The sequence below is a fragment of the Allobosea sp. Root483D1 genome, assembly GCF_001429505.1.
Taxonomy (GTDB): domain Bacteria; phylum Pseudomonadota; class Alphaproteobacteria; order Rhizobiales; family Beijerinckiaceae; genus Allobosea.
In genome coordinates, this window is the sequence record NZ_LMJW01000022.1 from 860,743 (window position 1) to 881,429 (window position 20,687).

The following is a 20,687-nucleotide window of genomic DNA, read 5'->3' on the forward strand; positions in this document are numbered from 1 at the left end:
CCATGGTGGCCAGCCCGGATCAACCTCGGCGCGTCCAGCAAAACCTCGCCTGATCTGCTCATAGCATCGGCGCAGGCGGGCCGCCATGACGCCCCCCGGGGCAAACCGCCTGTTGAAGAGGCGAAAAACCGTCCAAAAATTATGCAGATGCCTATATCAGATGCAATTGCGGATATGACCCTGGTTCCTTGCTCGAGCGCCCGGGCTGTCGGACTATGATCATCCCATGACTGCCGCGCCTCCTGCCGCCCTTGCCTTGCTCAGCGTCGCCGAGATGGCGGCGGCGGATGCGATGACGATCGCCGCCGGCACGCCGGGCATCGTGCTGATGGAAAAGGCGGGCAGGGCGGTTGCCGATGCGGTGACGCGGCGCGTCCGCCCCGGCCAGCGCGTCCTCGCGCTCTGCGGCCCCGGCAACAATGGCGGCGACGGCTTCGTCGCGGCCCGTCTCCTGGCGGAGCGCGGCTGCCGCGTGACGCTGGCGCTCGCCGGCGAGCGGGTGGCCCTGAGGGGAGACGCCGCTCTGGCGGCGGAAAGCTGGACCGGGGCAATCGACGCGATCGGCGGCATCGACCCGGCCCGGCATGACATCGTGATCGATGCGCTGTTCGGCGCCGGCCTCGGCCGACCGATCTCCGGCGAGGTCGCGACCTTGGTCGAGCGCGTCAACGCCGCGAGACGAGCTGTGATCGCGGTCGACGTGCCGAGCGGTGTCCACGGCGATACCGGGCTCACCGAAGGCCCGGCCATCCGCGCCGACGAGACCGTGACCTTCTTCCGATTGAAGCCCGGCCATCTGCTCCATCCCGGCCGGGCGCTCTGCGGAGTCGTCACCCTGGCGGATATCGGCATCCGGCCCGAGATCGTCTTCGCGCCGGACAAGATCGTGCCGTCAGCGTTCCGCAACAGTCCGGCCCTCTGGCGCACTCGGCTGCCGGATCATGCCGCCGGCGTTCACAAATACACTCGCGGCGCGGTCGCTGTCGCGGCGGGCGGGCTGTCGGGTGTCGGGGCGCCGCGGCTCGGCGCTCGCGCGGCACTGCGCATCGGCGCGGGCCTGGCGACGATCATCTGTCGGCCGGAGGCGCTGGCGGCCCATGCGGGACGCGGCCCCGATGCATTGATGCAGGCGGCGGCTGCCGACGCCCCAGCCTTCGAGACGGCGCTGTCGGCGCGCAAGCTCGACGCGCTGCTGATCGGGCCGGCGCTCGGCCTCGATGCGGAGGCGCGCTCCTGGGTGGCGGTCGCCTTGCACAGCGCTGCGCCTTGCGTCTTAGACGCCGATGCGCTCAGCCATATCGGCGCGCAGCGGCCAGGTTTCACGGATCTGCTGCGCCAGCGCACCGGCCCCGCGGTGCTGACGCCGCATGAGGGCGAGTTCAAGCGCCTCTTCGCCGAGGCGGCGGGCTTCGAACCCGGGCGCGGCAAGCTCGAGCGGGCGCGGCAAGCGGCCCGGCAGACCGGGGCGGTCGTCGTCCTCAAAGGCCCGGACACGGTCATCGCAGCCCCCGATGGGCGCGCTGCGATCAATGACACCGGCTCGCCCGCGATGGCGACGGCCGGCTCCGGCGATGTGCTCGGCGGCATCGTCGCCGGCCTGCTGGCGCAGAAGATGCCCGCATTCGAGGCGGCCTGCGCCGCAGTCTGGTTCCATGGGCGCGCCGGCGAGGAGATCGGTATGGGCCTCATCGCCGATGATCTGCCCGAAGCGCTGCCGCGATTGCTGGCCGACCTCGACGATTGATCCGGCAAGCCATGAAAAAGGCCCGCCCCGCGAGGGGCGAGCCTGCAACAAGCCAATCGGCGTTAGATCAGCGGGCCGCGTAGGTCACGGCCGGAGCGGATGTGAGCTGCTCCTTGGTCATGGTGATCTTGCCGTGGTCCGGATACATCTCCGGGCCCTTCTTGGCCGCAGGCGGCGCATTCATCGCGGTGCTCCCACCGGCACTGCTGCCACCTGCGCCCATTCCGCCGGCGGGCGCCGGGGCCGGAGTCACCATCGGCTCCTCGCTCCACTGCACCTGCTCGAACGGGATCGCGACATCCTTCGTGCCGATGCCGAGGAAGCCGCCGACGCCGACGGTCACCAGCTCGATCTTGCCGGCCTTGTCGAACACCACCTCGGTGACGTCGCCGACCTTCTTGTTGTCGGGACCATAGATGTCGACGCCCATCAGCTTCGAAGCCCGCCATTTGCCCTGGCCGGCCAGATTGTTCTCCGGAGCCTTGGCGGTTTCGGCCGCAGGAGCCGGGGTCGCCGGCGCGCTGGTCGACGGCGCGGTCGGCTGCGGGCTCGGCGGCTGGTTCGAGGGCGCGCTGGTCTGTGCAACGGCAGCGGCGGCAAGCATGACGCCGCCGATAGCCGTCAGTGCAACGTGACGCTTGTACATCGGTATCCTCCTGTCGTCTCCGCATCTGCGGAATGACCAAACAACGCGGAAGCGGCGTTTTGGTTCGCCTTTGGGCAGCCATGCGCCAGATATTTGACAAAAGGCCGTGAAAATGGGCGGCTTAGCGCTTCGGTAAGACCCTGCGGCGTTTGCTGAGAACGGATGATCGCAGCCCGGAGCCTGGCAGGATGAGCAGGAGCCTCGTAGTTGTCGGCCTCACCGGCCTCGGTCTGATCGCGGCGACGGCGCCCGCCGCGGCCTTCTGGCCGCGCTCGCAATGGCGCGTCTGCTCGGAAGGGACGACGGCAGCCGAATATCAGCGCTGGCGTTGCTGGGAGCTCGATGGCTATGCCGGAGAGATCGCGCCGGCCTTCAACTATCGACCGGGCCTCGACAGGCGCGGCCCGGCAGGTCCACGAAGTGGACGGGGCGTCAGCCGGCTCGGCTGAACCTGGCCGGTCCAGTGAGCCTGCGCGGCGAAAACCGCCATGGCCGGCCGATTTCGCCGCTCTGCAGGCCATTTGTTCACAGTTCGACATTCAACGTGATTTCGCATTCGCGCCGCCTCGGACTATTGCGATGCGCATCGATATCAACGGATGAGGCACGTTCATGTGCGGGATCGTGGGCATTCTCGGCAAGCAGGCCGTCGCCGGCCAGGTCGTCGAGGCGCTGCGGCGGCTCGAATATCGCGGCTATGACTCGGCCGGCGTCGCGACGCTCGAAGGCGGCCGGCTCAGCCGTCGCCGCGCCGAGGGCAAGCTCAAGAATCTCGAAGTGCGCCTGTCGAATGAGCCGCTCGAGGGGCTGATCGGCATCGGCCACACCCGCTGGGCGACGCATGGCAAGCCGACCGAGACCAATGCCCATCCGCACGCCACCGAGAAGCTGGCGGTCGTCCATAACGGCATCATCGAGAATTTCCGCGAGCTCAAGGCCGAACTCGAGGCCGACGGCCATGTCTTTGCCAGCGAGACCGACACCGAGGTCATCGCCCATCTGGTTACCCGCGAACTCGACCGCGGCAAGGACCCTGTCGCAGCGGTCGGAGCGTCGCTGCCGCATCTGCGCGGCGCCTTTGCGCTCGCCTTCCTGTTCGAAGGGCAAGAGGATTTGCTGATCGGCGCTCGCAAGGGCTCGCCGCTCGCGGTCGGCATCGGCGACGGCGAGATGTATCTCGGCTCGGACGCGTTGGCACTCGCCCCTTTCACCAACCTGATCGCCTATCTCGACGAGGGCGACTGGGTCGTGCTGAACCGCAAGGGCGCGACCTTCTATGATGCTGATGGCCAGCAGGTCGATCGCCGCGCCCAGCGCGTCGCCGCCGGCGCCTTCCTGGTCGAGAAGGGCAATTACCACCACTTCATGGCCAAGGAGATCCACGAGCAGCCGGAAGTGGTCGGCCACACGCTGACACATTATGTCGACATGGCGAATGGCGTGGCGCGGCTGCCTTTCGAGACGCCGTTCGACTGGAAGAACCTGTCGCGCCTCTCTATTTCGGCCTGCGGCACCGCCTATTATGCCGGCCTCACCGCCAAATACTGGTTCGAGAAGCTGGCGCGCCTGCCGGTCGAGATCGATGTCGCCTCGGAGTTCCGCTATCGCGAGGCACCGCTACCGGCCAATGGGCTCGCGCTCTTCGTCTCGCAATCGGGCGAGACAGCCGACACGCTCGCCTGCCTGCGCTATGCCCGCCAGGAAGGCCAGCACATCATGTCGGTGGTCAACGTCCCGACCTCGACCATCGCTCGCGAGAGCGATGTCGTCGCCCCGACGCTGGCCGGTCCCGAGATCGGTGTCGCCTCGACCAAGGCCTTCACCTGCCAATTGACAGCGCTCGCCGGCCTCGCCATCGCGGCGGCTCGCGCCCGCGGCACGCTCTCGGCCGAGCAGGAAGCGGCTTACGTTCAGGAGCTGATCGCGCTGCCAGGTCTGATGGCCCAGGCGCTGACGCTGGAGCCGGAGATCGAGAAGCTTGCCCGCAAGCTCTCCAAAGCGCGCGATGTGCTCTATCTCGGCCGTGGCACCAGCTTCCCGCTGGCGCTTGAAGGCGCGCTGAAGCTGAAGGAAATCAGCTATATCCACGCCGAAGGTTATCCGGCTGGTGAGCTCAAGCACGGTCCGATCGCGCTGATCGACGAGGACATGCCGGTCATCGTCATCGCGCCGCACGATGCGCTCTTCGAGAAGACCGCCTCGAACATGCAGGAAGTCGCGGCGCGTGGTGGGCGGATCATCCTGATCACCGACGCCAAGGGCGCCGCCGAATGCGGCATCGTGCCGGAGGCGACGATTATCATGCCGGAGATGGACCCGCTGTTCGCGCCCATCGTCTATTCGGTGCCGATCCAGATGATCGCCTATCAGACCGCGGTTTTCATGGGCAAGGATGTCGACCAGCCGCGCAATCTGGCGAAATCCGTCACCGTCGAGTGACCCCGTCGTCCTCCGGCTCCGGCCGGCTCGCGACATAGGTGCCGGCCGCGATCAGGCCGGCGCCGCTCAGCCAGAGCGCGATCGGCGGCGCATCGCTTGCCGCCAGGATGACGAAGCTCAACAGCATCGAGCCGCAGGCGACGTATTTCGTCCTGCGGGCGATCGCGCCCGTCTGCCGCCAGCGCACGACTTGCGGGCCGAGCCAGGGATGATTGACCAGCCAGCTCTCGAAACGCGGCGAGGAACGCGAGAAGCACCAGGCGGCCGCGATCAGGAAGATCGTGCCGGGCATCAACGGCAGAATCAGCCCGATGATGCCGAGCACCGTGCAGAGCCAGCCGGCGGCAAGGTAGAGCGGCCGATGCCAGCGGCGGCGCTGTCTGGAAGGTTCGGACACGATGCTCATCGACGAATCGGGGGCTAGCCAGCGCCGCGCGCTCGGCTATCGTCTGATAGTGCGGCGCAATGTAGCGAGGCCGCAAGACCGGCCGGAGTCCTGGATCGTCGATGAATGCCCGCACGCCCGATCCGCGCCTCGTCGTCCAGACGGATCTGCTGCGGCCGACCTTCGGCACCAGGCTCAGGCGCTATTTCCTGACCGGGCTGGTGCTGGCGGCGCCGCTCGCCATCACCGCCTCGGTGACCTGGTGGTTCATCAACCTGGTCGACGGGATGGTGAGGCCGCTGGTGCCGGCCCAGTTCTGGCCCGAAAACTATTTGCCGTTCCCGCTGCCCGGCTTCGGCTTGATCATCGCGCTGATCGGCCTGACATTGATCGGCTTCTTCGCTGCGAACCTGGTCGGCCGCTCGCTGATCGGCGCCGGCGAGGCGCTCCTCAACCGGATGCCGGTGGTGCGCGGGCTCTACAAGGGCGTGAAGCAGATCTTCGAGACGATCTTCTCCCAATCCGGCACCTCGTTCCGCAAGGTCGGCATGGTGCAGTTCCCGCAGCCCGGCATGTGGTCGATCGTCTTCATCGCGCAGGAGGCCGCACCCGAAATCGCCGGCAGGCTGCCCGATAGCGAGGAGCAGATCGGCGTCTTCCTGCCCTGTACGCCGAACCCGACCACCGGCTTCTTCTTCTATCTGCCGCGGCGCGAGGTGGTGGAGCTTACGATCTCGGTCGAGGACGGTGCCAAGCTGATCATGTCCGCCGGGCTGATCCAGCCCGGCCAACCAATATCCGACGGGGCGAAATAATTCAGTCCTTGAGCGGCACCCAGATCTCGACGATGCCGTTGCCGGTCGCGCCGTCGAAGCGCTGGTCCATCAATTCGAGCGTCACGCCCATCGCCGGCTCGCGGCCCGATTTCGGCAGCCAGTCGCGCCAGATCGCCTCGTAGGTCTGCTTAATGCCGGTGATGTGGCCGCTGTGCTCGAAGACGGCGCAGAGCTGCTCGGGCACGCTCAGGCGCGCGAACTCGTCCGGCAGATCGCTGAAGGACGAAACCTCGGCACCCGCGATGTAGTCGAAGGCGCCGACATCGTCGCAATTATAGCTCGCGCCATAGGCGACGTAACCCTTCTGGCCGGGGATATGGCCGAAATGCGGGACGATCCTCTGCCAGAGCAGCGGGATGCCTTGCGTGTTGTCGACCGAGAAATGGCCGCTGAAACCGGCGATCAGCATGGGCTTGCCGGTGACGAGACGCGGCTCGGCGAGGGGGATTCGGGTTGCGGCGTGCATGGACAGAGGCTCCACGAGAGCAAGGGACGAAAGATCGCGCCTGGCGCGCAGCTCCTCCGGCGTGATGCCGAACTGCTCGCGGAAGGCACGGGTGAAGGCCTCGTGAGAGCCATAGCCCCAGTCGAGCGCGACCCGGAGGATGTCGGGTGCGCCATCGGCGAGCTGACGCGCCGCTTCCGAGAGCCGGCGCTCGCGCACATAGCGCATCACCGAGCGGCCGGTCGCCACGCCGAAGGCGCGGCTGAGATGGAAGCGCGAGACGCCGCTGACCTCCGCGATCTCGTCGAGCGAGAGCTCGGAGGCGAAGCGGCTTTCGATGCACCAGAGGGCTTTCTTGATCGGGTCCATGGCTCACTCACGAAACGCCGGCACCATGGCCGAGGCGAGGCGGGTCCGCTTGATCGGGATTGCTGCCGCTTACGATCGCGAAGCCTTGACGACATCGAGAAAGGCCCGCAGCGCCGGCGGCACGGCGCGATGGCCGGGATAATAGACCGCGACTCGTTCGGAAGCGGGCGTCCAGGCTGCCAGAACCCGGCGAAGACGTCCCTCGGCCAGCGCAGCTTCGGCGGCCGGGCTGGCGACATAGGCGATGCCTAGCCCCTTGATCGCAGCGTCCACCATCAGTTCCTCGTCGTCGAGGATGATCGGGCCGGCGGTGTCGACCGTCAGCGCCTGTCCGGCTCGCTCGAACTCCCAGCGATAGAGTTTGCCGTTGGGCACGCGGTGGCCGATGCAGCGATGGCGCTTCAGCTCGTCGGGCGTGGCCGGCTCGCCGAAGCGTTCGAGATAGGCCGGCGATGCGACGCAGACGAAGCTGACGGCGCCGGCGAAGGGCACGGCGATCATGTCCTTCGGGATCGAGCCGACGAGACGCACGCCGGCATCGAATCCGGCCGAGACGATGTCGATCAGCTTCCCTTCGACGACGAGGTCGACGACCACATCGGGAAAGCGCTCAGACAGCGCCGGTAGAACGTCACGAACGAGAATGGCGGCCGCCAACCGCGGCGCGTTGATCCGGACGGTCCCAACCACATTGCCACGGAACGCGGCGACGCTGTCGAGGGCCTCGTCCAGCGTCGCGAGCGCCGGCTGAAGACGGCCGAGCAGCTCGAAGCCGGCCTCCGTCGGCGAAACGCTGCGCGTCGTGCGGTTGAGCAGACGAACGCCCATGCGCTCCTCCAGGGCACGCATCGCATGGCTCAGGGTGGAAGGCGCCGTGCCGAGCTCATCCGCCGCGCGCCGGAAACTGCGGCGGGTCGCGACGGTGACGAAGGCGGTGAGGTCGTTGAGCGATGGGCGAGCCATTGCTGGCCAATCTGCATCAGCCTGTACGAATTTCAACGGCTAATCCGAACAGTGATCGCCCTCCATCTCCTGTCGGCATGAACGCAGCCCCGCGGCTTCGGCCCGCTAGCGTTTCGAAAACCGAGAAAGGAAACGAGATGCCTAAACGCGATGCGATTTTCCCTGCCGACCGGCACGCACTGTACGATCTCCATCAGTACTCGGCTGCCATCCGGCACGGCGACCTGCTCTTCATCTCAGGCCAGGTCGGCAGCCGCGCGGATGGCTCGCCCGAGCCGGTGTTCGAGGATCAGGTCCGGCGGGCCTTCGCCAATCTGCGCGCCGTGCTGGCGGCGGCAGGCGCGAGCTTCGACGACGTGATCGACGTCATCTCCTTCCACACCGATCCGCAGGCGCAGTTCGACACGGTAATGGCAATCCGAGCCGAGGAAATCGGCGATCCGCCCTATCCGACCTGGACCGCTGTCGGCGTGACATGGCTCGCCGGATTCGACTTCGAGCTCAAGGTGACCGCCCGAATCCCGTCCACATCGGCTCAAAACACACCTGGGACGCGGGGCTGAGTATCGCCTCAGCCGGCCCGCAGCAGGCGGATCGCGACGTCGCGCTCGAACAGATAGAGCAGCGTCCGGATCGCCTGCCCGCGCGGCGTCTCCAGATGCGGATCGCGCTCGATCAGCAGGCGGGCATCGTCGCGCGCTGTCGCCAGGAGATCGCCGTCTATCTCCGGCCGGGCGATGCGCCAGTCTGGAGAGCCGGACTGCTTGGTGCCAAGCACCTCGCCTTCGCCACGCAGGCGCAGATCCTCCTCGGCGATGCGGAAGCCATCCTCGCTCTCGCGCATCATGGCGAGGCGCGCTTCCGCCACTTGCCCGAGCGGGCCCTTGTAGAGCAGGAGGCAGGTCGAGGCGGCGCTGCCGCGCCCGATCCGCCCGCGCAATTGGTGGAGCTGGGCGAGCCCGAAGCGCTCGGCGTGCTCGATCACCATCACCGAGGCGTTGGGCACATCGACGCCGACTTCGATCACCGTGGTCGAGACCAGCACGCGCGTCTGTCCGCCGGAGAAGGCCGCCATCGCCGCGTCCTTGTCGCGTCCCGGCATCTGGCCGTGCAGCAGGCCGACCTTGTCGCCGAACTCCTCCTGCAAGGCCTCGAAGCGCTGCTGCGCGGCGGCAACGTCGAGCGTGTCGGATTCCTGCACCAGCGGGCAGACCCAGTAGACCTGCGCGCCGCTCTCCAGCGCCCGCCCGACCGCGCCGACAACCTCGTCATAGCGCTCGAGCGAAATCGCCCGCGTGGTGATCGGCTTCCGGCCAGCCGGCTTCTCGGCGAGGATCGAGATGTCCATGTCGCCGAACCAGGTCAGCGACAGCGTGCGCGGAATCGGCGTCGCGGTCATCACCAGGATATCGACCGCCTCGCCCTTGGCGCCGAGCAACAGGCGCTGATGCACGCCGAAACGGTGCTGCTCGTCGACGACGGCGAGCGCTAGGTCATGGAAGGCGACGCCTTCCTGGAACAGCGCATGGGTGCCGACCGCGATATCGATCTCACCATTCGCCAGGCCTTCCAGCACCTGCCGCCGGCCGGCGCCCTTCTCGCGACCGGTGAGCAGCGCAAGCTTGAGGCCGGCCTTGTCGGCGAGCGGCGCCAGGCGCTCGGCATGCTGCCGGGCGAGGATCTCGGTCGGCGCCATCAGAACCGATTGCCGTTTGGCCTCGGCGGCGGCCGCCATCGCCAGCAGCGCGACCACGGTCTTGCCCGAGCCGACATCGCCCTGGAGCAGGCGCAGCATGCGCTCGGGCTTTTCCATGTCGTCATGGATGTCGGCGATCGCCTGGCGCTGGCCGTCGGTCAGCTTGAAGGGCAGGGCGGTCTCGATGGCGTGACGCAGGGCGCCATCGCCCGCCGTGGCGCGGCCGGCCGCCTTCTTCTGCTGGCGGCGCACGAGCGCGAGCGCGATCTGGCTCGCCAGCAGTTCGTCATAGGCGATGCGCCGGCGTGCGACCGTTTCCCCCGTTGCAGCCTTGAGGTCGACAGGGTGGTGCAGGGCGTCGATCGCATTGCGGAAAGGCACGAAGTCGTTGCGGGCCACGAAAGCCTCATCCTGCCATTCCGGCAGCTCCGGGCAGCGCTCGGCTGCGCCGGCGGCGATGCGCGCCATGACGCGCCCGCCGATTCCCTCCGTGAGCCCATAGACCGGCTCGACCGAGGGCATGGTCGCGGCGATCTTGGGATCGAATATGCGATCGGGATGCACCATCTGGCGCATGCCGTCCCAGAGCTCGAGCTTGCCGGAGATGATGCGATAGGCACCGATCGGCAGGCTCTGCAGGAGATGGCGGACATCGGCATGGAAGAAGACCAATGTCACGTCGCCGGTCTCGTCCTCGACGATGATGCGATAGGGCGCCTTGGCCTTGGTCGGCGGGGCAGGGCGATGCTCGGTCACCCTTGCCGAGAAGGTGGCGATCTCGCCGATCGGCGCCTCGATGATGCTCTCGCTCGGCCGGCGGTCGATCGCGCCGGTCGGCAGATGGAAGATGAGGTCGATGACGCGGGCCGCGTGCGTTTCGTCGCCCAGCAGCTTGTCGAGCGCCTTGGCGAGCTTGGGGCCGACGCCTGAGAGCGTCGTGGCCGGGGCGAAGAGCGGATCAAGGAGGGAAGGGCGCAAAAGCGGCTCACGGCATGTCAGGAGTGCGAGGCCTCGCGGCGTTTCAGCCGCTGACTTCGCGAGGGTCGCTCGCTATATAGCTCGCCAGAGCAGGATGCGGAAAAAGTGGGAACCGGTTTTTCGCAATAATCCTGCTCCGCTTTCAAGGCAGGCTCCGCGACGGGGCCGGCCCGTTTCGCATTGGACCGCGCGAGGGAAACGATGAGTGGCTCGACCCGTAGCAGCGAAGGTCTCGACCCGCGCCGGCGCAAGATCCTGTTCCGTGCCTGGCATCGCGGCATGCGCGAGACCGATCTGATCATGGGCCGCTTCGCCGATGCGCAGATCGGTGCGCTCAGCGAGGCCGAGCTCGACGAGTTCGAGCGGCTAATCGAGGTGCTGGATCGCGACCTGCTGAGCTGGATCACCGGCGAGGCTGATGTGCCGGAGAACTACGATAGCGACGTGTTCCGGCGGCTGAAGGCCTTTCACCAGCACGACAAGCCGATCCACGTCTGAGCTTCCGTCATGGTCGGATTTGACCGACCATCTCGGAAACCAGAGCCCGCTGGTCCTGAGATTCTCGGGACCAGCCCGAGAATGACGCCTGAGAAAATTACCCGATGAGCATTCCGCCTCCCGCCCAGATCGCCAAGCCACAGCTCGAGCGCATCCTCGATGCGCTGAATCGTGGCGACAAGCCGACGCTCGCCGGCGTGCCCGATGGCTTCGACGCCGTCGTGCTCGCCGATCTAACGCGCGCCCGCGCCAAGAAGTCGGAAGGGCCGGCGCTGATCGTCTTCATCGCCCGCGACGGCCAGCGCCTGCAGGTGCTGGAGAACGCGCTCCAGTTCGTCGCGCCCGATCTCGAGGTGATGAGCTTCCCGGCCTGGGACTGCCAGCCCTATGACCGCGTCTCGCCGGCACCCTCGATCGTGGCGCACCGGATGACGACGCTGTCGCGGCTGGCCAGGACCAAATCGGGCGACAAGCCGCGCCTGCTGCTGACCACCGTCAATGCCGCGCTCCAGCGCGTGCCGGCCTTCGGCAAGGTCGCCTCCGAGAGCTTCTCGGCAGCGCCGGGCAACATGGTCGACACCGAGGAGCTGGCGCGCTGGCTCGACATCAACGGCTATATGCGCACCTCGACCGTACGCGAGACCGGCGAATTCGCCGTGCGCGGCGGCATCGTCGACCTCTACCCGCCGGGGATGCCGGCGCCGATCCGGCTCGACTTCTTCGGCGATACGCTGGAATCGATCCGGACCTTCGATCCGGAAACGCAGCGCACCACCGGGCAATTGCGCGGGCTCGACCTCGTGCCGATGTCCGAAGCGCAGATGACGAGCGACTCGATCCGTCGCTTCCGCCAGTCCTATATTTCGACCTTCGGCACGCCCGGCCGCGACGACACGCTCTACGAGGCGGTGAGCGAGGGCAGGCGCCCTGCGGGCCTCGAGCACTGGCTGCCGCTGCTGGCGGAAAAGCTCGACACCCTCTTCACCTATCTGCCCGATGTGCCGATCGTGCTCGACCATCAGGCCGAGGACGCGGTCGGCGAACGCATCAGCCTGATCAAGGACTATTACGACGCCCGCAAGAGCGCGCTCGACCAGCCCTCGCCGGGCTCGATGCCTTACAAGCCGCTGCTGCCTGAGGCGCTTTATCTCTCGCCGGGCGACTGGCGCGGCATCGTCGGCGAAGCTGGCGTGGCCTCGCTGACGCCGTTCCAGCTGCCGGAGAGCGACGGCAAGCTCGTCGTCGATCTCTCCGGCAAGCAGGGCCGCAGCTTCGCCGCTGAGCGCGCGGACAATGCCGGCAGCGTCTTCGACGCGGCCGTTGCGCATGTGAAGGCGCTGGAAGCTGAAGGCCGGCGCGTCATCCTTGCCGCCTGGTCGGAAGGCTCGCGCGAGCGCCTCGCCCATGTGCTGGCCGATCACGGCCTCAAGACCGTGCAGATGACCGGCTCGCTGCGGGCCGCCTTTGACCTCAAGCCCGGCACCACCGCGCTTGCGGTCTGGGGTTTCGAAACCGGTTTCGAGGCCGGCAAGCTCGCGGTCATCGGCGAGCAGGACATTCTCGGCGACCGCCTGGTGCGGCCGCGCCGCAAGACGCGCCGGCCGCAGGATTTCATCAACGAGCTGTCCGCGCTGACGCCCGGCGACATCGTCGTCCATGTCGACCATGGCATCGGCCGCTTCGTCGGCCTGCAGACGATCACGGCGGCCGGCGCGCCGCATGACTGCCTCGAAATCCATTATGCCGGCGACGCCAAGCTGTTCTTGCCGGCCGAGAACATCGAGCTGCTCTCGCGCTATGGCTCGGAGGACACCGAGGTCGTGCTCGACCGGCTCGGTGGCGGTGGCTGGCAGGCGCGCAAGGCCAAGCTGAAGCAGCGCATCCGCGAAATGGCGGGCAAGCTGATCCAGATCGCCGCGGCCCGCGCGCTGAAAGAAGCCCCGCGCCTGATCCCGCAAGACGGGCTCTATGACGAGTTCTGCGCCCGCTTCCCCTATGAGGAGACAGAGGACCAGCAGAACACCATCGACGCCGTGCTCGACGACCTCGCTGCCGGCCGCCCGATGGACCGGCTGGTCTGCGGTGATGTCGGCTTCGGCAAGACCGAGGTGGCGTTGCGTGCCGCCTTCACCACTGCGCTCGCCGGTAAGCAGGTCGCCGTCGTGGTGCCGACGACGCTGCTCGCGCGCCAGCACTATCGCAATTTCGTCGAGCGCTTCGCCGGGCTGCCGGTCAATGTCGGGCAGGCCTCGCGCTTCGTGTCGGCGCCCGATCTCAAGGCGGTGAAGCAGGGCATTTCCGACGGCACCATGGACATCACCGTCGGCACCCATGCCCTCCTCGGCAAGGGCATCGACTTCAAGGATCTCGGCCTCGTCATCGTCGACGAGGAGCAGCATTTCGGCGTCGCCCACAAGGAGCGGCTGAAGGAGATGCGGGCCGAGGTGCACATGCTGACACTGACCGCGACGCCGATCCCGCGCACGCTCCAGCTCGCCATGACCGGGGTGCGCGAGCTCTCGATCATCGCGACGCCGCCGGTCGACCGCCTCGCGGTGCGTACCTTCGTCACACCGTTCGATCCGCTGATCGTGCGCGAGGCGCTGCTGCGCGAGCGCTACCGGGGAGGGCGCTCGTTCTATGTCGTGCCGCGCATCGAGGACATCGCCGAGGTCAAGGACTTCCTCGACAAGCAGGTGCCGGAGGCCAAGGTCGGCATCGCCCATGGCCAGATGGCGGCGGGCACGCTGGAGGACGTGATGACGGCCTTCTACGAGGGCCAGTACGACATCCTGCTCTCGACCACGATCGTCGAATCCGGGCTCGACATCCCGACCGCCAACACGCTGATCGTGCACCGTGCCGACATGTTCGGCCTCGCCCAGCTCTATCAGCTGCGCGGCCGCGTCGGCCGCTCGAAGGTCCGCGCCTATGCGCTCTTCACCGTGCCGGCCAACCGCAAGCTGACCGACCAAGCCGACAAGCGCCTGAAGGTGCTGCAATCGCTCGACACGCTCGGCGCCGGCTTCCAGCTCGCCAGCCACGATCTCGACATCAGAGGCGCCGGCAACCTGCTAGGCGACGAGCAGTCCGGTCATATCAAGGAGGTCGGCTACGAGCTCTACCAGCAGATGCTGGAGGAGGCGGTGGCGGCGCTCAAGGCTGGCGTCGAGTTCGAGAGCGACGCGCAGTGGTCCCCGTCGATCCAGATCGGCGCGCCGGTGATGATCCCCGAGCACTATGTCGGCGACCTGACGCTGCGGCTGACGCTCTACAAGCGCCTCTCGACCATGGACGACGACGGCGATCTGCAATCGTTCGGCGCCGAGCTGGTCGACCGCTTCGGGCCGCTGCCGGAGGAGGTCAAGCAGCTCCTGGAGATCGTCGCGATCAAGGCTTTGTGCAAGCGCGCCAATGTCGAGAAGGTCGAGGCCGGGCCGAAGGGCATCATCGTCGCCTTCCGCGACAATGAGTTCGCCAACCCGGAAGGCCTCGTCTCCTATGTCGCGAAGATCGGCACGCTGGCCAAAGTTCGCCCCGACATGCGCGTCGTCTTCATCGACGACTTCGAAACGGCAGAGCAGCGGCTGACGGGCACGCGCCGGCTGCTGACCGATCTCGCGCGCATCGCCGAGCGGAAGAAAGCGGCGTAGGGACCTCCCCGTCATTCTCGGGCAACGCGTAGCGGCGACCCGAGAATCTCATGACGAGAACGCGCCGACTAGCGCCTCCTCCGGCCCGAGATGCTCGGGTCAGGCCCGAGCATCTCGGCGCCCTTCGGCATGCTCAGCCCGGATTGCGCCGCCTGATCTCGACGCGCTCCGGTTCGTGCGTGATCACGTCGACGATAGCGAGATCCGGCCTGTCGAGGCGCGGCAGCCCGTCATCCTCGCCGACGCGGCGGGTGACGACCAGGCTGATCAGCGCCTTGTGGCCACCGAGTCGCGAGCGCGCCAGGGCCGGCTCCAGCGCCGCGGGAATGACGAGATGGACCGCCCGCCCACCTTCCAGGCAGGCGCGCAGGTCGTCGAGCACGAACAGGCCGAGCGGCAGCAGCTCGACGCCGGTGAGCAGCGCGATGCCCGGGCCGGTCGCGAGCGCCGCAAGATCGCCGCCGACCAGCGTGGTGATGATGCGCGACGAGGCGAGCGGCTTCAGCACGCGCGAGATTTCGAGCGCCTTGGCCAGGACCTCCTTCTCGCTGACCGGGAAGGGGCCCGCGAGGCTGTGACCGTCGACGACGCGGATCGGCGCACGGATCGTGGCCGGCGGTAGCGCCGAGGGCGTGGCGCCATGGCCGAGCAGCGGTTCGAGCGCGGCGACACCATCCGGCACATGCGGGCCGAAGCCGCCGATGAAGCGCATGCCGAAGGAGCGCGCTGCGACGTCGCGCAGCAGGTGCAGCGGCTGCAGCCCGCCGATCCGCGGCACGCCGAGCGCCATCACCGCGCCGGAGCGCTCGATCAGTTGCAGCAGCTCCGCCTCCTTGGCATGCGCCGGCAGCACCATCGGCGACAGGCCGGCGCGCAGGCAGGCGAGGATCGAGACCAGCGCCTCGGGGCCGAGCGGCGCCAGGATCGCGACGCAGGCGCCGGGCTGCGGCTTGGCCAGCAGAAGCAAATTGGCGAGCCGGTCGACCCGGCCGTCGAGCTCGGCGAAGCCGAAGGCGCCCGGGGAGAAATCGCTCCAGTCGCGCCGGCCCGGCGGATCGCGGAAGGCAGGCTCATAGCCGCGGCGTGCGGCCAGCGCCTTCAGCAGGCTGTCGAAATCGAGCCCTTCGACCAGCGCGCCGATGGAGATTTCGTCGGAGCCCATGCGCATCGGCCGGCCTAGTTCGCGGGCGCTGGCGGGGAAGGCAACCGCGCCAGCGTCTCGGTGGAGAAGAAGAATTTCGGGCGTCGCTCGGGCAGGGTGATCTCGCGGGCGCGCGCCAGCCAGGTCTCGGGCAGATAATAGAGCGGCACCACGTAGAAGCCGGAGAGCAGCAGCCGGTCGAGCGTGCGCACAGTCGCGACGAAATCCTCGCGCGAGCGCGCCGCCAGCAGCGCCTGCAGCGTCATGTCGATCGCCGGCGAGCGCACGCCGGCATAGTTGAGCGCGCCCTTGCGCTCGGCATTGACCGAGCCCCAGCGGCCGATCTGCTCGTTGCCGGGCGAGGCCGAGGCCGGCCAGGTCCACTGGATCATGTCGAAGTCGAAGGTCGAGAGCCGGCGCCAATACTGGACGTCGTCGATCAGCCGGACCGAGACGGCGATGCCGAGCCGCGCGAGCGAAGTCGCATAGTTCAGCGCCAGCCGCTCCTGCGGCCGGTTGGTGACGGTGATCTCGAAGCCGAAGACCTCGTCTTGGCCGTTCTTCTGGTCGTCCTTGCGCAACTGCCCGTCGCGCAGTCGGTAGCCTGCAGCCTCCAGCAGGTCGAGGGCGCGGCGGGCCTGGTCGCGGTCGCGGCCGGAGCCGTCGGAGGCGGTCGGCGCCCAGGTTCCGGCAAGGATGTCGTCGCGCACGGCGCCCGGGAACGCCGCAAGCATCGCCTTCTCGCGCTGATCGGCCGGGACGCCGAGCGCCGAGAGCTCGCTGTCGGCGAAGAAGCTGCCGGCGCGGCGATAGACGCTATGGAACAGGTTGCGGTTGGCCCATTCGAAATCGAACAGCATCGCCAGCGCCTCGCGGACGCGGATGTCGGCGAATTGCGGGCGGCGGGTGTTGAAGACCAGCCCGGTCATGCCCTTGGGCGTCTGGAAGCGCAGCGTGTCGCGCAGGATCCGGCCGTCGCGCACCGCCGGGACGTCGTAGCCGGTCATCCAGCGCGTCGGATCGCTCTCGAGGCGGAAGTCGTAGAGTCCGGCCTTGAAAGCTTCGAACAAGGCGTTGGAATCGCGATAGAAATCGTACCGGATCTCGTCGGCGTTGAAGAGTCCGCGGGTGAGGGGATGATCCTCCGCCCAGAAATCCTTGCGGCGCTTCAAGCGCAGCATCTCGCCGGGCTTGACCTCCTCGACCAGGTAGGGCCCGGAGCCGAGCGCCGGCTTGAAGCTGGTGTCGCCGAATTTTTCGGCGTCGGTGGCGTGCCTGGCGAAGATCGGCATGGCGCCGATCACCAGCGGCAACTCGCGGTTGGAGCCGTCGCCGAGCTCGAACACGACGCGGTCGGGCGAGGGCGCCTCGACCTTGGTCACTCGCCCCAGGCTGGAGCGGTGAAACGGCTTGCCTTTGGTCTTCAGCATCTCGAACGTGAAGATCACGTCCTCTGCCGTCACCGGCTTGCCGTCAGAGAAGCGGGCGCGCGGGTCGATCTGGAAGGCGAGGCGGGTCCGCTCCGGGTTGAGCTCGACCTTGCTTGCCAGCAGCCCATAGGCGGTGAACGGCTCGTCGGCGGAGCGGAAGAGCAGGCTCTGCTGGACATAGCGCGGCACCGCGTCAGGGGCGACGCCGAGCACGACCAGCGGGTTGAGGCTGTCGAAGGTGCCCTGCTGGCCGAAGATGATTCGTCCGCCCTTGGATGCCTTCGGATCGGCATAGGGGAGGTGGTCGAAGCCCTTGGGCAGCTCCGGCTCGCCATGCATGGCGATGGCGTTGTCGTTCTCGGCCGCAGTCGCGCCTGTGCCGCCCGCGAGGCCGAAAGCCGCGAGACTCGCGAAGACGAACCCGAAAACCCATGCCAGGCGCGCCGGGGCGCGGTTGCGTCGATGCATGCTCAAACCTGATTCCCTACCGCAGGATAACATGCGATCAAACTTGTCGCGTGGCGCTCTTCGGGCTGGAAACCTGCGACGGAACTCGCTAAACGCAGGCCGGGCGTCATTCAAACGCCTCAATCGCGCTTGATGTGCTCACGCCGCCACCGGCTCGGGCACCTTGTCGGTTGAGCTTTGGGTGATGCACGCTGCCGATCATGGCAGCCGAACCAGTTTCCATGGTCAAGGAATTGCAGATGTCAGCTTCGACCCGCCTGTCCAAGAGCCAGGGCGCCACCGCGAAGAGCACGGTCCGCAGCCTCGCGCTCGTGCTGGGCGCCGCCGTCGCTCTCGCCCCCTTCTCCGCGCTCGCCCAGCAGGCGCAGCCGCAGCGCCCTGCGAGCCGTCCGGCCCAGCCGGCGCAGCCCGCTCCCGCTCCGGCACAGCCCCCGGCCGGCCAGGCCGCGCAGACCGGCCCGACCGTCGTCCAGGTCAAGCCCGAGCCGTCGCAGACGAGCTGGACCAAGGTCTGCGGCAAGGACCAGGCCGCCAACAAGGAAATCTGCTACACCACGCGCGATTTCGTCTCGGATCAGGGCCAGCCGGTGCTCGCCGTCGCGGTCTATGATGTGAAGGGCGACCCCAGCAAGATCGTGCGCTTCCTGATGCCGCTCGGCCTGCTGCTGCAGCCGGGCATCCGCTTCGGCGTCGACACGGCCCAGCCGACCCCGGGCCGCTACGCGATCTGCTTCCCGAACGGCTGCTTCGCCGAGGCGCAGGTCAAGGACGACTTCATCAACTCGATGAAGAAGGGCAACACCCTCAACATCAGCGTGCAGAACCAGGGCGCGCGCGAGGTCACCTTCGCCATCCCGATGGCTGACTTCGCCAAGGCGTTCGACGGCGCGCCGATCGACCCGAAGGTGCTGGAAGAGCAGCAGAAGGCGCTGCAGGACGAGCTCGCCAAGCGTCAGGAGGAGCTGCGCAAGCGCCTCGGCGGCGCCGATGCCACGCCTGGCGCAGCCCCGGCTCCCGGTACGCCGGCAGTTCCCGGCGCCGCTCCGGCTCCGGGCGCGACGCCTGCCCCGGCTCCGAAGCCCTGATCAGCCGATCAGGCGAAAAACATAGCGACGCCGGGCCTCGTGCCCGGCGTTTTCGTTTGTTCAAGATGCGGTGCGCTCGGCGCGCTTGACCTGCTGCCAGAGCGCCTCGAGCTCGTCGAGCGAGGCTTGCCTCGGCTCGCGCCCTTCCTGCTCCAGTGCCGCCTCGATACCGGCAAAGCGGCGCGCGAACTTGGCGTTGGCCGCCGTCAGGCAGGCCTCCGGATCGGCATCGACATGGCGGGCAAGGTTGGCGATCACGAAGAGCAGGTCGCCGATCTCCTCCCTGATCGCGGCCTTGTCTCCGGCGGCGAGCGCCTCGTCGACCTCCGCGGTCTCCTCGCGGATCTTGTCCATCACCAGACGGGCGTCGTTCCAGTCGAACCCCACCGTCGAAGCCTTGGCCTGGAGCTTCCAGGCCCGCGTCAGCGAGGGCAGGGTGGTCGGCACGCCGGCGAGTACGCCCTTGGCCTCGGGCGGCTCCGGCAATCCGGCCTGCGCCCTTGCGTGCGCCTTGTCGGCCTTCTCCTGCGCCTTGATCTGCCCCCACAGTGCCTTGACCTCGGCGGGCGACAGGTCGCGGGCGTCGCCGAAGACATGCGGATGCCGGCGGATCAGCTTGGTGGTGATCGCCTCGACCACATCCGGGAAGGCGAAGGAACCCTGCTCCTGCGCAATGCGGGCGTGGAAAACCACCTGGAGCAGGAGGTCGCCGAGCTCGTCCTTGAGGTCGGTGAGATCGCCGCGTGCGATTGCGTCGGCGACCTCATAGGCTTCCTCGATCGTGTAGGGTGCGATCGAGGCGAAGTCCTGCTCGAGATCCCAGGGGCAACCGGAACCGCGCGTGCGCAGGGCGGCCATGATCTCGATCAGGCGCTCAATGTCACGCGAAGGCTTCATCGCTGCAATTCTCTTCGGGTTGAGCTAGCCTCCTCCCATGATTCAAGTGACCCCGTCCATTGCGATCGACGAAAGCGAGATCGAGGAGAGCTTCGTGCGCGCCTCCGGTCCGGGCGGGCAGAATGTCAACAAGGTATCGAGTGCGGTCGAGCTCAGATTCGATGTCCGCCGCTCGGCGTCGCTGCCGAACGACGTTGCGATCCGGCTGATGAAGCTCGCCGGCAGCCGGCTGACGCAGGAGGGCGTCATCGTCATCTCGGCGCAGGAGCATCGCAGCCAGAGCCGCAACCGCGAAGAGGCGCTGGCGCGGCTGATCGAGCTGATCCGGAAGGCTGAGGTGCGGCCGAAGGTGCGGCGGGTGACCAAGCCGACCAAGGCCTCGAAGGAGCGGCGCCTGGCCTCGAAGGAGCGGCGCTCCTCGGTCAAATCGGGCCGAGGCAAGCCGAGTTTCGACTAGCGTGGCGTGGAAGCGGGAAGGCGAGTCAGGGCGAGCGGAGCGGCGGGCGCCCAGACGGATCGATGCGGCCTATCTGATGCGTGCGGCCCTCTACTATCTCGAACGCTATTCGGTGCCTGAGGCGCAATTGCGCCGCGTCCTGCAGCGCAAGGTCGACCGAAGCTGCCGGCATCATGATCTCGATCCGCGGGAGTTCTCGGCGGCGGTGGACGAGATCGTCGGTGCTTGCGTCGCCTCCGGCCTGGTCGACGATCGCCGGTTCGCAGAGGCGAGGGCGCAGAGCCTGCGTCGCAAGGGGCGCTCGGCGCGGGCCGTCGCGACAGGGCTTGCCGCCAAGGGCGTGGGGCGTGAGCTCATCGCCGAGATAGTTGTCCCGGATGAGGATGCCGAGCTGGCGGCGGCGCGCCTCGCTGCCCGGCGCAAGCGCCTGGGACCATGGAGCCGTGGCGACCGGGCGGCGCAACGCCAGAAAGACATCGCAACGCTGGCGCGCGCCGGTTTCAGCCTGACGATCGCCCGCACCGTGATCGACGGTGCGGGCGAGGGCGCGTGACCGC

At 67.8% G+C, this 20,687-nt stretch carries 18 protein-coding genes; 10 read left to right on the forward strand and 8 right to left on the reverse strand.

All coding sequences use genetic code 11. The features are described 5' to 3' along the window. Positions 1–226: 226 nt before the first annotated feature. A complete protein-coding gene (locus ASE66_RS26790) occupies positions 227–1,744 on the forward strand; it encodes a bifunctional ADP-dependent NAD(P)H-hydrate dehydratase/NAD(P)H-hydrate epimerase (protein WP_057192757.1) in 1,518 nt (505 codons plus the stop codon). Between the two features lie 67 nt (positions 1,745–1,811). Here ASE66_RS26790 and ASE66_RS26795 read toward each other — a convergent pair whose 3' ends face one another. After that, positions 1,812–2,390 carry a PRC-barrel domain-containing protein gene (locus tag ASE66_RS26795; protein ID WP_057192758.1) on the reverse strand — a complete coding sequence of 193 codons (579 nt, stop codon included), beginning with the start codon at positions 2,388–2,390 and terminating at the stop codon, positions 1,812–1,814. Positions 2,391–2,578: 188 nt separating this feature from the next. Between ASE66_RS26795 and ASE66_RS26800 the strand changes: the two genes are divergently transcribed. Together ASE66_RS26800 and glmS are read left to right on the forward strand one after the other, a co-directional pair. Next, positions 2,579–2,839, forward strand: coding sequence for a hypothetical protein (locus ASE66_RS26800; RefSeq protein ID WP_057192759.1), 261 nt, complete (start codon positions 2,579–2,581; stop codon positions 2,837–2,839). A 163-nt stretch (positions 2,840–3,002) separates the two neighbouring features. Beyond that, positions 3,003–4,829, forward strand: coding sequence for a glutamine--fructose-6-phosphate transaminase (isomerizing) (gene glmS / locus ASE66_RS26805; RefSeq protein ID WP_057192760.1), 1,827 nt, complete (start codon positions 3,003–3,005; stop codon positions 4,827–4,829). On the opposite strand, the gene ASE66_RS26810 is transcribed toward glmS, so the two are convergent. Further along, positions 4,816–5,235, reverse strand: a complete 420-nt coding sequence (locus ASE66_RS26810; protein ID WP_057192761.1) for a YbaN family protein — start codon at positions 5,233–5,235, stop codon at positions 4,816–4,818. The two genes, glmS and ASE66_RS26810, sit on opposite strands and share 14 nt — an antisense overlap. Before the next feature lie 101 nt (positions 5,236–5,336). Here ASE66_RS26810 and ASE66_RS26815 point away from each other — a divergent pair, with 101 nt between their 5' ends. After that, positions 5,337–6,029: a DUF502 domain-containing protein gene (locus tag ASE66_RS26815; RefSeq protein WP_057192762.1), complete on the forward strand. Its 693-nt coding sequence runs from the start codon at positions 5,337–5,339 to the stop codon at positions 6,027–6,029. 1 nt (position 6,030) lies between these two features. Here ASE66_RS26815 and ASE66_RS26820 read toward each other — a convergent pair whose 3' ends face one another. Together ASE66_RS26820 and ASE66_RS26825 are read right to left on the reverse strand one after the other, a co-directional pair. Next, positions 6,031–6,864, reverse strand: a complete 834-nt coding sequence (locus ASE66_RS26820; RefSeq protein WP_057192763.1) for an AraC family transcriptional regulator — start codon at positions 6,862–6,864, stop codon at positions 6,031–6,033. Between the two features lie 69 nt (positions 6,865–6,933). Continuing rightward, entirely contained in the window at positions 6,934–7,827 is an 894-nt protein-coding gene (locus tag ASE66_RS26825) for a LysR family transcriptional regulator (RefSeq protein WP_057192764.1), read from the reverse strand. 137 nt (positions 7,828–7,964) lie between these two features. Between ASE66_RS26825 and ASE66_RS26830 the strand changes: the two genes are divergently transcribed. Then, on the forward strand, positions 7,965–8,390 hold the full coding sequence (locus ASE66_RS26830; protein WP_057192765.1) for a RidA family protein: 426 nt from the start codon (positions 7,965–7,967) through the stop codon (positions 8,388–8,390). Positions 8,391–8,398: 8 nt separating this feature from the next. On the opposite strand, the gene recG is transcribed toward ASE66_RS26830, so the two are convergent. Then, on the reverse strand, positions 8,399–10,501 hold the full coding sequence (gene recG / locus ASE66_RS26835) for an ATP-dependent DNA helicase RecG (protein WP_057192766.1): 2,103 nt from the start codon (positions 10,499–10,501) through the stop codon (positions 8,399–8,401). 201 nt (positions 10,502–10,702) lie between these two features. Between recG and ASE66_RS26840 the strand changes: the two genes are divergently transcribed. Together ASE66_RS26840 and mfd are read left to right on the forward strand one after the other, a co-directional pair. After that, positions 10,703–10,999, forward strand: coding sequence for a succinate dehydrogenase assembly factor 2 (locus ASE66_RS26840; protein WP_057192767.1), 297 nt, complete (start codon positions 10,703–10,705; stop codon positions 10,997–10,999). 104 nt (positions 11,000–11,103) lie between these two features. Then, entirely contained in the window at positions 11,104–14,652 is a 3,549-nt protein-coding gene (gene mfd / locus ASE66_RS26845; RefSeq protein WP_057192768.1) for a transcription-repair coupling factor, read from the forward strand. A gap of 133 nt (positions 14,653–14,785) precedes the next feature. On the opposite strand, the gene ASE66_RS26850 is transcribed toward mfd, so the two are convergent. Next, entirely contained in the window at positions 14,786–15,814 is a 1,029-nt protein-coding gene (locus ASE66_RS26850) for an AMP-binding protein (protein ID WP_162262537.1), read from the reverse strand. A 14-nt stretch (positions 15,815–15,828) separates the two neighbouring features. Beyond that, positions 15,829–17,691, reverse strand: a complete 1,863-nt coding sequence (locus tag ASE66_RS26855; RefSeq protein ID WP_057192770.1) for an extracellular solute-binding protein — start codon at positions 17,689–17,691, stop codon at positions 15,829–15,831. Positions 17,692–17,930: 239 nt separating this feature from the next. On the opposite strand from ASE66_RS26855, the gene ASE66_RS26860 reads away from it, so the two are divergent. Beyond that, a complete protein-coding gene (locus ASE66_RS26860) occupies positions 17,931–18,776 on the forward strand; it encodes an invasion associated locus B family protein (protein ID WP_057193427.1) in 846 nt (281 codons plus the stop codon). Positions 18,777–18,836: 60 nt separating this feature from the next. On the opposite strand, the gene mazG is transcribed toward ASE66_RS26860, so the two are convergent. Beyond that, complete coding sequence (gene mazG / locus ASE66_RS26865) at positions 18,837–19,673, reverse strand: nucleoside triphosphate pyrophosphohydrolase (protein WP_057192771.1); 837 nt, start codon at positions 19,671–19,673, stop codon at positions 18,837–18,839. A gap of 37 nt (positions 19,674–19,710) precedes the next feature. Between mazG and arfB the strand changes: the two genes are divergently transcribed. Together arfB and ASE66_RS26875 are read left to right on the forward strand one after the other, a co-directional pair. After that, complete coding sequence (gene arfB, locus ASE66_RS26870; RefSeq protein WP_057192772.1) at positions 19,711–20,130, forward strand: alternative ribosome rescue aminoacyl-tRNA hydrolase ArfB; 420 nt, start codon at positions 19,711–19,713, stop codon at positions 20,128–20,130. 76 nt (positions 20,131–20,206) lie between these two features. Continuing rightward, positions 20,207–20,683: a regulatory protein RecX gene (locus tag ASE66_RS26875; RefSeq protein ID WP_082613753.1), complete on the forward strand. Its 477-nt coding sequence runs from the start codon at positions 20,207–20,209 to the stop codon at positions 20,681–20,683. Positions 20,684–20,687 lie beyond the last annotated feature (4 nt).